The following is a 15918-nucleotide window of genomic DNA, read 5'->3' as shown; positions in this document are numbered from 1 at the left end:
TTTCTTATAGTCTTTGTCTGAGAACCGGTACTACAGAGTTTTTCCATTCATAAAAATCTCCTGCAATGATATGCTCTCTGGCTACTTTTACCAGATCCAGATAGAATGCAAGATTATGAATTGAAGCAATCTGTTTTGCCAGATATTCTTTAGATACGAACAGGTGGCGAAGATACGCTTTTGAATATTCACGATCTACAAAACTGGTCCCGAATTCGTCCAAAGGTGAAAAGTCACGTTTCCATTTTTCATTTTTAAGATTCATCACCCCCTGCCATGTGAAAAGCATTGCATTTCTTGCATTTCTTGTTGGCATTACACAATCCATCATATCAATACCCAGGCCGATAGATTCAAGGATATTCCATGGAGTTCCTACTCCCATCAGATACCTTGGTTTTTCTTTAGGAAGAATGTCTGTTACTTCATCGGTGATTCTGTACATTTCTTCTTCTGGCTCTCCAACGGAAAGTCCTCCGATCGCGTTCCCTTCTGCTCCTGCTTCGGAAATCACTTCAGCAGAAATTTTTCTAAGGTCGGAATAAGTAGATCCCTGAACAATCGGGAAAAGTCTTTGCTTATGTCCGTATAATTCAGGATTATTATTGGTCCATTCAATACATCTTTTCAGCCAGCGGTGGGTAAGTTCCATGGATGATTTTGCCTGATTGTAATCACATGGGTAAGGAGTACATTCATCAAAAGCCATGAAAATATCGGCTCCGATCTGTCTTTGAATTTCCATTGATCTCTCCGGGGAAAACATGTGATAACTTCCGTCGATGTGAGATTTGAATCTCGCTCCTTCTTCCGTCATCTTTCTGTTACTGGCCAGTGAAAATACCTGAAAACCTCCTGAATCGGTAAGGATAGGAAGGTCGCAGTTCATGAATTTATGTAAACCACCTGCATCCTGCATCGTTTCCATTCCGGGACGAAGGTAAAGGTGATAAGTATTTCCCAGAATAATCTGGGCTTTAATGTCTTCTTTTAATTCTCTCTGATGAACTGTTTTCACACTTGCTACAGTTCCCACAGGCATAAAAATAGGTGTTTGAATCTTCCCGTGATCTGTGGTAATCTCCCCTGCTCTTGCTTTTCCTTCAGAGGTCTTTTCTATAGTAAAAAATTTCATCTCTATACTTTTTTAATGCACTGTTTTATCAGTGATTTCCTGCAGGACAGAAACTCGTATGCTCTTTTACCTTACTAAAGGTATTACAGCACCATTCTGTTTCATTTTATCCTTTATGTATTTATCTGCTTTGGGATCTTTTTTCAGTAATATTTCCTGTGCATCATTAGCAATCCCATCCATTTCTTCTTTAATTACATAGTATTTGAAACTGTCTACAAAATCATCAGGCTTTACCTTATATGATTTCAGGACAGCTCTTGTACCTGCTTCCATATTTTTGTCAGGATATACATAGATAGCCTGATCATTGATCGCAAGATCAGCAATTATTTCTGCCATCATACCTTTATCGACCAGGTTTTTAGGCTTATCAATATAATCGCCGCACGAAAACAGCCCCAGCAAAACGAAAATAAAGATCAGCTTTTTCATCAGTTTCATAATCTGTTGATGATTGATTTCCATTTTAAGTTCAATACTCCGAAAACAGCTTCATGGATAATTCCGCCGTTCATTTTGCTTTCTCCTAAAATTCTGTTGGTAAATATGATTGGAACTTCCACAATTCTGAAGCCTTTTTTAAATGCCCTGAATTTCATTTCTATCTGAAACCCGTAGCCTTTTAATTTTACATTGTCCAACCCTATTTCTTCCAATACTTTTCTTGAAAAGCAGACAAATCCTGCTGTAGTATCATGAATTGGAAGCCCCAGCACAAACCTTACATATTTTGAGGCAAAGTAAGAAAGCAATACTCTTCCCATAGGCCAGTTCACTACATTTACCCCTTTTGAATAGCGGGAGCCGATGGCCATATCTGCATTTAGACAGGCTTCGAAAAGTCTCGGCAGGTCATTCGGGTTATGTGAAAAATCGGCATCCATTTCAAAAATATAATCATACTTATTTTCGATAGCCCATTTAAACCCATGAATATATGCCTTTCCCAAACCGTCTTTTACATGTCTTACTGACAGGTGGAGATAATGCGGATATTTCTTCTGCAATTCTTTTACAACCTCTGCCGTTCCATCCGGAGAAGTATCATCCACTACCAGGATATGAAAGTCATCCTCCAATGCAAAAACTGCGGAAATAATATTTTCAATATTTTCCTTTTCGTTATAGGTTGGGATGATGACGAGTTTTTTCATTTCAGTTTGCAAAGATAGTTTATTTAACCTTTTTATTTTATACAAAATAATCTATAATTTTGCAAAAATATTTCTCGGGGATTAAGCGGATGAAACAGAAACTTTTATTCAACAGATCTGAACAATACGTAAAATCGATGAGAGCAAATATTTTAACTGCAGATGCATGGATCAGGTAATAGGAAAATGTATGCCGCACTGTGTAATCCGGAGTTAAATAATAAATAAAAAAACTTAAATTTTGCCATCATCACAACAACACTTCATCAATCACGTAAGAATACCTGAGCATAATGATTGGGTAATCTTTATCCTTGTGGGCTGTATCTTTTTATATGTTTTTATGATGAACATCATAGAAAGGGATGCCAGTCTCAAAGATTTTCTGCTTCAGAAATATTTTGATGCGAGTAATAACCTTCCCAGCTGGATTATCACATCCTGTGTAACCACCCTTACCCTTTCTGTATTAATTTCACAGTACGTTCCTGTTGTACCGAAATTTATTGCGGACCTTCAGCTTTTCGGATATCAGCTTAATAAATTCGGGTATACTCTGCTGGCAGTGCTGTTTTTTTATGTAATAAAATCTACATTAGGTTTTTTATTTTATCAAAGTATAGGGGATGGAAAAAAATGGACTATTTTTTATTTTACCTCCACAAAATTTTATTTCATCTTATCTTTTTTGCTGATAATTCTTTGTGTAGCCCACTATTACTTCCCGATAGACAGAAATAAAATGTTTTTATATTATTTCTGCTTCTTTTCTTTTGTATTCATTTTCAAGGTTTTTTTCTATTTATTTCACAAGAACAAGATTCTTCCGGAGAAATGGTATTATAAATTTTTGTATATTTGCACCCTCCAAATCGCACCATTATTATTGCTTTGGAAGTTGTTATTTTTTTAATAAAAGTCAATGATGAGAATAAAGTCTATATTGGTTTCTCAACCAGCGCCTAGTGAGTCTTCTCCATATCTGGATATAGCGAAGAAGGAAAAAATAAAGATTGATTTCCGTCCATTTATCCACGTCGAAGGAGTTGACAATAAAGAGCTCAGAACACAGAAAATAGATCTGACGCAGTATACCGGTATTATTTTTACCAGTAAAAATGCGATTGACCATTACTTCAGACTCGCAGAGGAATTGCGTTTTGCCGTTCCGGATACGATGAGATATATCTGCCAGTCGGAAGCAATTGCCAACTATCTTCAAAAGCATATTGTGTACAGAAAAAGAAAAATCAGTTTTGGGGAGAAAAATTTCTCAGATCTGTTGCCTCTTTTCAAAAAATTCCCATCTGAAAAATATCTGCTGCCATCTTCAGATGTTTTAAGTCCGGATATTGTAAAAACCATGGATGCATCTAATGTAGACTGGACAAGAGCAATTATGTACCGTACCGTATGCAGCGACCTTACAGATATCAACGTCAAAGATTATGACATGCTGATTTTCTTCAGTCCGCAGGGAATCAAATCACTGCAACAAAACTTCCCTGACTTCAAGCAGGAAGAAACCAAAATCGGTGTTTTCGGAAATACGACTTTGGCAGCTGCGGAAGAAGCGGGATTAAAAGTAGATCTTATGGCACCTACAAAAGAAACACCTTCTATGACGATGGCTTTAGAAAAATATATTAAAGCTCTTCATAAATAATTTAGTATAAAATAAATAAGCCATCTTTTCTTTATTGAAAAGGTGGCTTATTTATTTCAAAACCAGTTAAAATAATACAACTTTAACACCTGTAAATCAAATAGTTAAGTCATATTTTTTTCTTGACAGATTGAATTTTTCATTACCTTTAAGAGAAAAAATATGAAAAAATTATTATTATTCGGTGTACTCTTTTTAACTATTGTATTTGTAAATGCACAAAACGATAACTGTTCGGGAGCAATACCGCTGACAGTGGGAACAGACTTTGCCTCTGGAGTACTCACCTCTACAAATTTAAATGCAACTACTGACGGCTCTTTACCTGCATGCAACCCATACGCTACCGACAATGTATGGTTTACAGTAGTAGTGCCGGCAAGTGGCAGTCTCACAATAAGAACAGGCTGGGGCGGTTCATTTTTTTATAATTCAGTACTTACTGTTTACAGCGGCAATTGTAGTGCTTTAACCGAAATCGGTTGTAATGATGATTACAACTCAGGGTTTTCGTTAGTATCATTATCGGGCCAGACTCCTGGAACTACCTTGTATGTAAGTGTCTGGAAACAAGATTCCAATACAAACAATGGAGAATTCCAGATTTCAGCTTATGACCCTATTCCTCCTGCTAATGACAAATGCGCACAGGCAACACTATTAACAGTAGGAACAGATTTCGCTTCAGGAGCCATCATTTCAAACAATGCAGGAGCAATTACTGACGGATCTCTGCCATCCTGCAATTCATATGCTGTTGATAATGTATGGTTTACGGCAGTGGTACCACAGAGCGGGAATATAAAGATAGAAATACAGGAAGCTTCAGGCTCTCCATTTTATGCCCCTGTACTTACCGTTTACCGAGGAACTTGCGGTTCATTAACAGAAATTAATTGTAGCAACGATATCTTCTATGTCCCAATCTCATTAACCGGACAGATCCCAGGTACCATCTTGTATATAAGTGTATGGAGAGATGATGACTCATTCTCAGAAAATGGAGAGTTCCAGATTTCAGCTTATGATAATACGGCATTGTCTACACATGAAGTTTCTGAAAACAGTAAAAAAATCCGGGTATCTCCAAATCCTTTTACTGATATCCTTACTGTTTCCAATATCTCTGAAGTACAATCGATATCAGTAGTGGATGCTTCAGGGAGCCTGGTTAAAACCATTGAAAAACCTTCATCATCACTACAGCTTGGAGAGGTACAAGAAGGAGTCTATTTACTTATATTAAAACTAAATGACGGAACTACAAAAACCATTAAAACAATAAAAAAATAACCCTATAATTAATATTAATTATAAAGGCTATCATAAATTTGATAGCCTTTCTTATATTTGAACAATAATTAACATTGAATAAAAACGTCTCTGAAAAAACATTCTAAAAAAGAAAAAATATAAGACGTAAAAATAAAAATATCCGGATGAAAGTTCCACAGGCAAAAAAAATAGAAAAAATATTAGAAACCCACGGCGATAAAAGAATCGATAATTACTTCTGGCTGAATGAAAGAGAAAACCCGGAAGTCATCCAATATATTGAAGAAGAAAATGCTTATGCGGAATTTATCATGAAAGATACCGAAGCCCTTCAGGAAGAGCTTTTCGAAGAAATGAAGGCACGCTATAAAAAGGATGATGAATCTCTGCCTTATTTCTTTAATGAATACTGGTATATTGTGCGTTATGAAGAAGGCAAGGAATATCCTATTTTCTGCAGGAAGCACACAAGCCTTGATAATGAAGAAGAAATTGTGCTTGACGTTAATATTCTTGCGGAAGGCGAAAGCTTCTTTGAAGTAGGAAGTGTAGCTGTGAGTCCCAATAACGAACTGGCTTCTTTTTCATCAGATAATGTAGGAAGAAGAATTTACACGCTGAATTTCAAAAACTTAAAAACCGGAGAAATCCTTCCTGATACAATTCCAAATACTACAGGAAAAGCTGTCTGGGCTAATGACAACCAGCATGTCTTTTATATCAGAAAAGATAAGAATCTTCGTGCATTCCAGGTATACAGACATCAATTGGGAACAGATTCAGCGGATGATGTTCTGATCTTCCACGAAGAAGATGAAACGTTTGATGTGAATGTATTTAAGACAAAATCCTTACAATATATTTTTATTGCAAGCTCAAGCACTATTTCTGATGAGCACCGCTTTATTCCTTCTGACGATGTATTTGCAGAATGGACCATAATCCAGCCTAGAATAGACGACCTTGAATATTCGGTTGAGCATTATGAGGATGAATTTTATATCATTACCAATGCTGATGATGCCTTCAATTTCAAGATTGTAAAAACAAAAATTGATAATTGCGGTATGGAAAACTGGGTTGATGTCATTCCGCACCGCGCAGAAGTTTTGCTGGAAGGCTTTGAAATCTTTAAAGATTATCTGGTTCTTGAAGAAAGAGAAAAAGGATTGCTTCAGATCAAAATCATTGATGAAACAACACAGGAATCGCATTATCTGCCTTTTTCTGATCCAACATATACGGCTTATATCGGTGTCAATCTGGAATTTGATACAGAAATTTTACGTTACGGTTATACTTCTCTTACCCAGCCAAGCTCAACTTATGAGTATAACATGAAGGAGAAGACTACAAAACTGCTGAAGCAGCAGGAAGTCCTGGGCGGAAAATTTTTTCCTGAAAACTATGTTTCGGAAAGAATATGGGCAGATTCAAGGGATGGCAAGACAAAAATTCCTATTTCTTTAGTGTATCATAAAGACACCAAAAAATCAGCTGACACACCTCTTCTTCTGTATGGGTACGGAAGTTATGGACATACCGTGGACGCCAGCTTCTCGAATGTAAGATTATCGATTCTGGACAGAGGATTTATTTATGCTATTGCTCATATCCGCGGGGGAGAATATCTTGGAAGAGAATGGTATGAAGACGGAAAAATGCTGTTCAAGAAAAATACTTTCTTCGATTTTATTGATGCAGGAAAATATCTGATCAAGGAAAATTATACTTCATCAAAACACATGTATGCAATGGGAGGAAGTGCCGGCGGACTGCTGGTAGGTGCTGTGGTCAATTATGAGCCTCAGTTATTCAATGGGATTGTAGCACAGGTTCCTTTTGTAGATGTTGTTACCACCATGCTGGATGATACTATTCCCTTGACTACCGGAGAATATGATGAATGGGGAAATCCAAACGATGAGGAATATTATCACTATATGAAAGACTACTCTCCCTATGATAATGTAGAAGCTAAAGACTATCCACACATGCTGATCACTACAGGATTCCATGATTCACAGGTACAGTATTGGGAACCGGCAAAATGGACCGCAAAACTGAGAGAGCTGAAAACAGATGATAATATTTTAATTTTTAAAACAGATATGAGTTCCGGACATGGAGGAGCAAGCGGAAGATTTGAATCCCTGAAAGAAGACGCGTTGGAGTATGCATTTCTTTTAAAAATAAATGATAATTCATAAACGATAATTGATATGAACACAGACAACAACTACAATCAGATGTTTGCACAAAAGACCAATCTTTAACCATTGCTATCATTAATGAGTTGTCTGATATTCCATATTCTGATGAATATCCAAATATAAGAAAACAAGTCTTCAGATCTGTTCCATCTACAGCAAGTAACTATAGAGCAATGTGCAGAGCAAGAAGCCAGTGAAATTTTAAAGTAACCTCCGCCTACAAAAAGAAATCAGGAGAAGAATTAAAGCATTAACAACATCAATCATTAATCATCATTTATCAATTATATGAACGAGTCCGAATATTGGAAAAAAATAGAACAGTTCTTCGAAGACAATTTTCAGACTGAGAAGAACCCTCCCATCGAAACCCTTTTATTTCTGATAGGGTTACAGGAGCTGGGAAGCGGCCAGCAGAAATATACAAAAGACGACAAAGTAAACCTGATTCACATTGCGGTGTGCAGGCTGCTGGAGCCCTTTGGATATTATAAATTCACACACTATGAAGACGGATGGCCGCAGTTTGATAAACTGGAAGAACTTCCGGAATTAAAGCCAAATGAGCAGACCTTGCTGATGAAAAAGGCAATTATTCAGTATTTTCAGGAGGAAGAGCTTTTATAAAGGATCGAAGCTTGAAGAATGAAGCAGGAAGTTAATCCCTGCCGATAATAAAAAGAGGATTTTCCATGGAAAATCCTCTTTTATTTATTATTTATCAATAACTATCGTATGTTAAATTTATCCGATCAGTTCCTCCAACTGATTCAATCCCATGGTAAATCCCTGTTCAAACCCCATATCCAGCATCTTTTTCATCACTTCCTGAGACTGGTAATGAATATTAATGGTTACTTTGGTCCCTTCTTCCACTCCTGTAAAGCCGATCAGCCATTTTGATTTTGGAAAATCCTCATTTACATTTCCTTTCTCATCACAGAAAGCACTCATCCAGTCAAGGCTTCTGTGCTCTGTAATTTCTCCGTATTCAGAACGGGAATATCCTTTTTCCCCGTTGGGCCCTACCATGGCATAAAACCAAACCCCTCCTTCCCTGAAGTCCTGGCTTACCGTTTCACATCTCCAGGGTTTAGGCCCCCACCATTGATCCAATAACTCAGCCTGGGTAAAATGGTTCCATACTGTTGAAACATCAGCCTTATAAATTTTCATGACATAAGTACTGAGCGCATCAAAATCTTTGTTGAAAATGATATTAGATTCCATACATATTAATTTTTAATAAAGTTAGGACTTTATTTACTGAAAGGACTTTTCATATGGCAAGTAAAAGATAATTCATAAATAATTGTTAAAAAACACTGTTTTAAGAAAAAAAAAACAATTTTTTGGCTCGTTTTTTGTTTACGTAGTCTTAAAACAATTAATTTTAACATTCATTTTTCCAAAACATATATAAATAAATAATGAATAACAAATTCATCCCAATAATTTCGGTGTTTATGACCATCTCACTGATTGTCTTTGTAACGCTCCAATTTTATTGGTTGAAAGGCTATTACGGTGTACTGGAACAGGATTTTTCAAACAAAGTATATGCAGTTTTGGAAAGTACTTCAAAAAGTATTGAAGAGATTGAAGCTGACAAGTACCTGAATCAGGATTACAAAGATTTCAGAAAAAATATTATTGCCAACAGTAAGCAGCCATCCTTAACTACGATTCAGCAGGTGGAAGACTCCGGCACCCAGAGACAGATCATCTATTCCAAGAATATTATTGAAAAAACGCAGCTTCCGATTTCTCAGAAAGGAGATTCTATTAAGCTGACAACCTTATATACAGACGAAGCAGCCTATAAAATAAAAAGAGATACCACCAATCGCGAACTTCTTACCACGGATATTAACCAGGAAATTGAAACCGGCGACTATTCCATGAAAGAATTTGTGAAAGTATATGGAAACAATCTTCCGATTACCAAAAGAGTAGATTCAAAAACACTTGATTCCGTCATTGCGAAGGAACTTAAAATAAGAGGAATTACTGCCAAGTTCGGATATGGAGTTCTTGACCGCAACAACAAACTTACAAGTATTGCGAACAAAGCCTACAAAGAAAAAAAAGACAGTAATACTTACAGCTTTCCTCTGTTTGCAGATAAGAAAAATACCTTATACAGCCTTGCACTGGTATTCCCTAAAAAAGAATATTCCCTTGCGATGAACAACTGGCCAATGTTGCTGGGAACATTCCTCTCTCTTCTTACCATTCTTGGAATTTATATTATTTCCATCAATTATATGATGAGACAGAAGAAACTTGCTGAAGTAAAAACCGACTTCATCAACAATATGTCCCATGAGTTTAAAACACCATTGGCAACCATTTCTGTCGCAACGGATTCATTGGCTAATGACAAAATTGCCACCAATCCGGATAAGGTAAAATACTATTCCGAACTGATCAAGCAGGAGAACCTGAGGATGAAAAAGCAGGTGGAAAACGTGCTTAATATGTCGAAGCTTGAAAGAAATGAAGTAGAGCTGTTCTTAAAAGAAACCAATGTAAGAGAGCTTATCAAAAAAACTACAGAGTCTTTCAATCTGATTGTACAGCAAAGAAACGGAACCCTTACACAGGAGTTCAACGCCACTCAATATAATTTTAAAATAGACGAATTCCATATCTCAAATATGTTGGTCAACTTACTGGACAATGCCAATAAATATTCTCCTGAGGCACCGGAAATACATGTGAAAACAAGAAATGAAGGGCACTGGTATGTGATTGAAATCTCTGATAAGGGGATGGGAATGGATACTCAGAATAAAACCAAAATTTTTGAGAAATTCTTCAGGGAAGAAACCGGAAATATACACAACGTAAAAGGACAGGGATTAGGACTTTCCTACGTTAAAAAAATTGTAGAACTGCACAAAGGACAGATTATCGTGGACTCTCATAAAGGAAAAGGAAGTACGTTTACGATAAAGCTGCCAATGAGCTAGAAAATTAAATGATAGATGATAAACGATAAATGATAAAAAACCTTCTTCACATCAATTATCAATGATCATTCATCCATTATAAAAGTTAAACCAAATATCAAAATATAGAAGATAGAGTGAGAAAGTTCATTCTTAATTGTTAATTATTAATTATTAAAATTATGAGCAACAGAATATTATTAGTAGAGGACGATCAGAGTTTCGGGGCGGTGCTTAAAGATTATTTGACCATCAATAATTTTGAAGTAACTCTTGCCACTGACGGGGAGCAGGGACTTAAAGAATTTACAGAAAATGAATTCGACATCTGCATATTTGATGTAATGATGCCTAAAAAAGACGGGTTTTCATTAGCAGAAGACGTAAAAAAGATTGATAAAAATACACCCATCATATTCCTTACCGCAAGAAATATGAGAGAAGATATCTTAAAGGGATACCAGTTAGGCGCTGATGATTACATTACAAAGCCTTTCGATACTGAGCTTCTTTTATATAAAATCAAAGCAATTCTTCAGAGAAGTTCTACCCTGGAAAATGAAGAGCAGGAGCAGTTCAAGATCAGCAACATTTTCTTCGATTCTATGCTGAGACAGCTGAAAGTAGGTGATAAGGAGTACAAGCTTTCACCGAAAGAAAATGAATTATTGAAGCTTCTTTGCATTCACAGAAATGATTTTATGCCTAGAGATCTTGCTTTAAGAAAAATCTGGAAAAAAGAAAATTATTTTACCGCAAGAAGTATGGACGTTTATATTGCAAAACTTCGTAAGCTGTTAAAAGATGATGAAGGATTGGAAATCATCAACGTTCATGGAGAAGGATTTAGGCTTTTGGTAAAAAATTAATCCAAAAATCAAATTATAAGTATAAAATTAGCAAAACAATTGAAAATGTTTTGCTAATTTTGTTTCATACCCATGGATATGAAGAATACATTTATAGGTTTGATCGCCGTATCATTATTAGCTGCATCTTGTAAAAAAGATGAAAGAGCTACTTATTTAAAAGAAGAAGCTAATGCCGGACAACCCAACGTAGCCCTTAATACGACCTCAAAAACAGCACTTATGGATCAGGCAGGCATTCAGTCTAATCCAACCCCGGCTCCTATGGCTACCGCTCCGGGGATGAATCCTCCACACGGACAGCCGGGACACCGTTGTGATATCCCTGTAGGCCAGCCATTAAACAGTGCTCCTGCAACAGCCACTCCTGCTTCACAAAATATAAATACAACGGGAAACAATATTGTCCAGATTGATCCTAATGCGGTATCACCAGGAAAAATTACCCTGGATAATAACGGAAAACAGGTAAAAACCGCCCCGGGAATGAATCCGCCTCACGGGCAACCTGGCCATCGATGTGATATTCCTGTAGGGCAGCCATTAAACAGCAAGCCTGCTCCGGCTCCCCAACCCGCTCAAAATGCAGTACAGACAACTCCGGCCCCAGCGCCAGCGCCTGCTGCACAGAATCTCGCAATGGGAGAAAAACCAAAGTTAAATCCTGCTCATGGTGAACCCTGGCACAGCTGTTCTCTGAAAGTTGGTGATCCTTTGCCATAAATTTCTTATTTTTGCAGAGATGAAGCTGTTTCACCTACTTGCCATAGTGTTTTGCCTGGGAGTTTTTTTGATTCCCAAGGATAACTTCTATGCGCAATCTATGCAGGAAACATGCTGTAAGGCAGAATCTTCCCAAAAAACGGACTGCTGTAAAAATCATCATTCAAAAAAAGACAGCCAGCATGACAACAAAAAATCATGTAATGATGACTGCTGCTCATCATGTGTGGCTTGCTATACTTTTATTGAAACCCCTTTCTCAAAAAACCTGCGTCTGGAACTGTCTTATTACAAAGCGAATAAGAATGCTCAGTTTCAATATTCAGATCCTTATCTTTCAGACCGTTTAAAGGAAATCTGGCAGCCGCCCAAGATAGGTTAATTAAATCTCAAGGGTTCATTATGTCTTATAGTGAACTGTTTTAATTAATTTAAACTTTAAACAAAATGAAATTATCTATTTCCAGGTTGATACTTGGTGTATTATTCCTGTTTACACCATTGATATCTGCTCAGACACTTTCTAAAAACCAGTTCAAAGTAAAAGGGAACTGCGAAATGTGCAAAACAAGAATTGAAAATGCTGCTAAAAAAGCAGGGGCTAAAACAGCAGTTTACTCTGTTGATCTTCAAACCTTAACGTTAGAAACAGACAAGACATCTGCCGACGATATTTTAAAAAAGGTAGCAGAAGCCGGCCATGATAATGAGAAATTCAAGGCTCCTGATACTACTTATGAAGGGCTTCCGGGATGTTGTCATTACGATAGAGATCTGCAGCCTTCACAGGCAGAAGCACATCATGAACACCATGCAGAAGCTACTATTTCCACTAAAAAAGTGAATGAATTCTATGTAAGAGGAAACTGTGCGTCATGTAAAGCCAGAATCGAAAAGGCAGCAAAAGAAGCAGGTGCCGGTACTGCTGAATGGAATGCAGAGAAACAAACGGTTACTTTAAATTTCGATCCGTCAAAAACCTCATCAGATAAGATTTTAAAAGCTATTGCTGATGCTGGTCACGACAATGAAAGATACAAAGCCTCAGATGCTGTTTACCATAGCCTTCCGGGATGCTGCCTGTATGACAGGGATTTTACTTTTGGGGAAGCTAATCCAACAGTACATTACGAAGAAGAAACAAAGCACGAAGATCATAACATCCATGAGGCCTCATCAGCTAAAGAAGATCATTCCCAGCATGAAAAAAGTATTGATGGAGTTGTCGTAACCGGTTCTAAGGCAGCAACAGCTTTAAGTAAGAAAGAAGCCGGGCTTGTTTTTAATATTGATAAAAAAGAGCTGTTAAAGGCAGCCTGCTGTAACCTGTCAGAGAGTTTCGAAACCAATGCAACAGTGGACGTTTCTTTCAGCAATGCTGTTACAGGAACAAAACAGCTGAAAATGCTTGGTCTGGATCAGAAATATACCAGCTTAACAAAAGAACAGTTACCAGAAATCAGAGGACTGGCTTCTGCTTATGGCTTAAATTTTATTCCGGGAAGATGGATTGAAAGTATTCAGCTTACCAAAGGAGGAAGTACCGTAACGAACGGCTATGAAAGTATCACAGGACAGATTAACACTGAACTTCTGAAGAATGCAAAGACTCCGGAAACATCATTAAACCTTTTCTCTGATTTTAATGGAAGAGCTGAAGTGAATATTACCAATGTTTCTCCTATCAACGATAAATGGTCACAAACCTTTCTTCTTCACGGCAACGGAACTTTTGGGAATACGGATATGAATCATGACGGCTTTCTGGACAGACCGAAAGGAACACAGATCAACGCAGCCTATTTGCTGAATTATAACGATCTTGAAAAGTCGGGATTCGGGTCTCACTTCGGAATTAATTTTATCAGAGATGAAAGAACGGCGGGAGAAATTGGTTTTGATAAAAAACTGGGTCAGGACAAACAGCCTTTTTATGGGGTAGGAATCGATATTTCAAGGTTCCAGGTCTGGAATAAGACGGGGTATGTTTTTAAGGGAAAGCCTTATCAAAGTATCGGCTGGATGAACCAGTACGTTTATCACCAACAGGACAGTTTCTTCGGATTGAGAAATTATGCAGGACAGCAGCATACGTACTATTCCAATTTAATTTTTGAAAGTATCATCGGAAATACCAACCATAAGTATAAGGCAGGTGCAAGTTTCTTATATGACGGCTATAAAGAAACGTATTTACTGGATGATATGAGAAGAAATGAAATTGTGCCGGGAATTTTTGCTGAATATACTTTAACAGGTTTAAAATACACTTTAGTAGCAGGTTCCAGAGTAGATTTTCATAATCTGGCAGGGACTCAGTTTACCCCAAGGCTTAATTTCAAATATGACTTCACGCCTCAGACAATTTTAAGACTTTCTGCAGGACGAGGTTTCAGAACTGCAAATGTATTTGCGGAAAGCCAGCAGTATTTTGCCTCAAACAGGGCTATCAATATTTTACCCAACGGAGGAAATATTTACGGTTTAAAGCCTGAAATTGCCTGGAATTACGGCGCAAGTTTACAGCAGGAATTTAAGTTGTTCGGGAGGAAATCCAGCATTATTGCGGACTTCTTCAGAACGGATTTCCAGGATCAGGTATTGGTGGATCTGGAGAAATCTCCTCAACAGCTGACATTCTATAACCTGGATGGAAAATCTTTTGCGAATTCATTCCAGACCCAATGGGATTTCATGCCTGTAAAAAATCTTGAGGTAAGACTGGCTTATAAATACTATGATGTACAGGCTGATTATATCGGTGGAAGAAGAGAAGTTCCTTTTATGGCAAAGCACAGAGGATTTGTAAACTTAGCGTATTCAACCAATAAAAATAATAATGGAGGATTCTGGAGCTTTGATACTACTTTAAACTGGGTGGGAAAACAGAGACTTCCTGATACATCAAGTAACCCGGCAGAGTTTCAGCTGCCAGCCTATTCTGAATCTTATGCTGTTTTGAATGCTCAGATATCAAGAAGCTTCAATAAAAAGATCAGAGCTTATCTGGGAGGTGAAAACCTTACTTCTTATTATCAGAAAAACGCGATTGTAGATTTTAAAAATCCTTTCGGAAGTTATTTTGACGGTGGAATGGTATACGCTCCGATTATGAAAGCGAACTTCTATGTGGGGCTGGATGCGACGTTTTAAGGCGGGAAGATGGAAGAGTGAAGCTGGGAGTGCTGTTAGCCGGTAGAGTTCTTATTGGGGATAAATTACTGACAGATGCTCTCTGAATAAACAAAACCTTACAAGTTTTTGAAACCTATAAGGTTTGATTTTTACCATCTGCAGGTAAAATTCATCAGCATTAATAAAGGAGAATAAAAACTTCTGATAACCTCCAGAAACTTCCCTCTTCCAGCCTCAAGCTTCCTGACCAATAAAAAAACCGCTTCATTGAAGCGGTTTTTTTATTTATCTCCCAAAGTCATCCTGAACTCTTACGATATCATCTTCGTCTGAAGGATTGGAGGCATCGGTATGCTGCCAGATTTCGGCAACGATTCCCCAGCCTTCAAGGCCGATTAATCTGTGTCTTTCACCCTGCTGAAGTTTTACCTGATCTTTCGGACCATATTCTTTCAACTCTCCCTCTTCATCAGTATTGCTTCTTTTGATGCCTACGGTTCCTTCCACTACCTGCCAGATTTCGGCTCTTCTGTGGTGGTATTGCCAGCTTAATCTTGCTTCCGGAGCCACGATAAGGATTTTCGGGCTCAGCTTTCCTCCTATTCTCAGGCTGTCTACATCAATCCCGTCAAAATACCGGTTGGCAAAATCCTGCGCCTGTGTTTCATCAATGACAAAGAAACCTCCCCATGGTCTTGTATCATCTTTTGCTGCAATGTTAAAACCCTGTGTCTGCAGCATATTTTCTACTCTCTCGAATATTTCTTTTTTTTCTGTACTCATACAGCTAT

At 37.5% G+C, this 15918-nt stretch carries 15 protein-coding genes; 10 read left to right on the top strand and 5 right to left on the bottom strand.

Annotation, left to right across the window (positions count from 1 at the left end; genetic code table 11):
- Window positions 1-4 precede the first annotated feature (4 nt).
- From tgt to ACR1PO_RS10605, 3 genes are all read right to left on the bottom strand, one after another.
- A complete protein-coding gene (gene tgt, locus ACR1PO_RS10615; RefSeq protein WP_433986748.1) occupies window positions 5-1135 on the bottom strand; it encodes a tRNA guanosine(34) transglycosylase Tgt in 1131 nt (376 codons plus the stop codon).
- 66 nt (window positions 1136-1201) lie between these two features.
- Complete coding sequence (locus ACR1PO_RS10610; RefSeq protein ID WP_433986747.1) at window positions 1202-1570, bottom strand: DUF4296 domain-containing protein; 369 nt, start codon at window positions 1568-1570, stop codon at window positions 1202-1204.
- A gap of 5 nt (window positions 1571-1575) precedes the next feature.
- A complete protein-coding gene (locus tag ACR1PO_RS10605; protein ID WP_002982694.1) occupies window positions 1576-2292 on the bottom strand; it encodes a polyprenol monophosphomannose synthase in 717 nt (238 codons plus the stop codon).
- A gap of 241 nt (window positions 2293-2533) precedes the next feature.
- Between ACR1PO_RS10605 and ACR1PO_RS10600 the strand changes: the two genes are divergently transcribed.
- From ACR1PO_RS10600 to ACR1PO_RS10580, 5 genes are all read left to right on the top strand, one after another.
- Window positions 2534-3205: a DUF4271 domain-containing protein gene (locus ACR1PO_RS10600; protein WP_433986746.1), complete on the top strand. Its 672-nt coding sequence runs from the start codon at window positions 2534-2536 to the stop codon at window positions 3203-3205.
- A 12-nt stretch (window positions 3206-3217) separates the two neighbouring features.
- Complete coding sequence (locus ACR1PO_RS10595) at window positions 3218-3958, top strand: uroporphyrinogen-III synthase (protein WP_332388990.1); 741 nt, start codon at window positions 3218-3220, stop codon at window positions 3956-3958.
- A gap of 162 nt (window positions 3959-4120) precedes the next feature.
- The gene (locus ACR1PO_RS10590; protein WP_433986745.1) at window positions 4121-5251 is read left to right on the top strand and encodes a T9SS type A sorting domain-containing protein; all 1131 of its coding nucleotides are present in this window, start codon (window positions 4121-4123) and stop codon (window positions 5249-5251) included.
- Window positions 5252-5397: 146 nt separating this feature from the next.
- Window positions 5398-7443, top strand: a complete 2046-nt coding sequence (locus tag ACR1PO_RS10585; protein WP_332388555.1) for a S9 family peptidase — start codon at window positions 5398-5400, stop codon at window positions 7441-7443.
- A gap of 291 nt (window positions 7444-7734) precedes the next feature.
- Window positions 7735-8073, top strand: a complete 339-nt coding sequence (locus ACR1PO_RS10580) for a hypothetical protein (protein WP_312286669.1) — start codon at window positions 7735-7737, stop codon at window positions 8071-8073.
- Between the two features lie 117 nt (window positions 8074-8190).
- Here ACR1PO_RS10580 and ACR1PO_RS10575 read toward each other — a convergent pair whose 3' ends face one another.
- Window positions 8191-8676 (bottom strand): SRPBCC family protein, encoded by a 486-nt coding sequence (locus tag ACR1PO_RS10575; protein ID WP_433986744.1) that lies wholly within the window; start codon window positions 8674-8676, stop codon window positions 8191-8193.
- 200 nt (window positions 8677-8876) lie between these two features.
- Here ACR1PO_RS10575 and ACR1PO_RS10570 point away from each other — a divergent pair, with 200 nt between their 5' ends.
- The 5 genes from ACR1PO_RS10570 to ACR1PO_RS10550 all read left to right on the top strand — a co-directional run bounded on the left by ACR1PO_RS10570 (window position 8877) and on the right by ACR1PO_RS10550 (window position 15145).
- Window positions 8877-10421 carry a sensor histidine kinase gene (locus tag ACR1PO_RS10570; protein ID WP_433986743.1) on the top strand — a complete coding sequence of 515 codons (1545 nt, stop codon included), beginning with the start codon at window positions 8877-8879 and terminating at the stop codon, window positions 10419-10421.
- A 161-nt stretch (window positions 10422-10582) separates the two neighbouring features.
- Window positions 10583-11269: a response regulator transcription factor gene (locus tag ACR1PO_RS10565; RefSeq protein WP_002982671.1), complete on the top strand. Its 687-nt coding sequence runs from the start codon at window positions 10583-10585 to the stop codon at window positions 11267-11269.
- Between the two features lie 78 nt (window positions 11270-11347).
- A complete protein-coding gene (locus ACR1PO_RS10560; RefSeq protein ID WP_433986897.1) occupies window positions 11348-11992 on the top strand; it encodes a polyadenylate binding domain-containing protein in 645 nt (214 codons plus the stop codon).
- 19 nt (window positions 11993-12011) lie between these two features.
- Window positions 12012-12374 carry a hypothetical protein gene (locus tag ACR1PO_RS10555; protein ID WP_433986742.1) on the top strand — a complete coding sequence of 121 codons (363 nt, stop codon included), beginning with the start codon at window positions 12012-12014 and terminating at the stop codon, window positions 12372-12374.
- A gap of 65 nt (window positions 12375-12439) precedes the next feature.
- Window positions 12440-15145: a TonB-dependent receptor domain-containing protein gene (locus tag ACR1PO_RS10550; RefSeq protein WP_433986741.1), complete on the top strand. Its 2706-nt coding sequence runs from the start codon at window positions 12440-12442 to the stop codon at window positions 15143-15145.
- A 267-nt stretch (window positions 15146-15412) separates the two neighbouring features.
- On the opposite strand, the gene ACR1PO_RS10545 is transcribed toward ACR1PO_RS10550, so the two are convergent.
- On the bottom strand, window positions 15413-15910 hold the full coding sequence (locus tag ACR1PO_RS10545; protein ID WP_433986740.1) for a cupin domain-containing protein: 498 nt from the start codon (window positions 15908-15910) through the stop codon (window positions 15413-15415).
- Between the last annotated feature and the right edge of the window lie 8 nt (window positions 15911-15918).

It is taken from the genome of Chryseobacterium amylolyticum, from assembly GCF_051011775.1.
Taxonomy (GTDB): domain Bacteria; phylum Bacteroidota; class Bacteroidia; order Flavobacteriales; family Weeksellaceae; genus Chryseobacterium.
The sequence above is the reverse complement of the archived record's forward strand: the minus strand, read 5'-3'. Positions and strand labels throughout refer to the sequence as shown.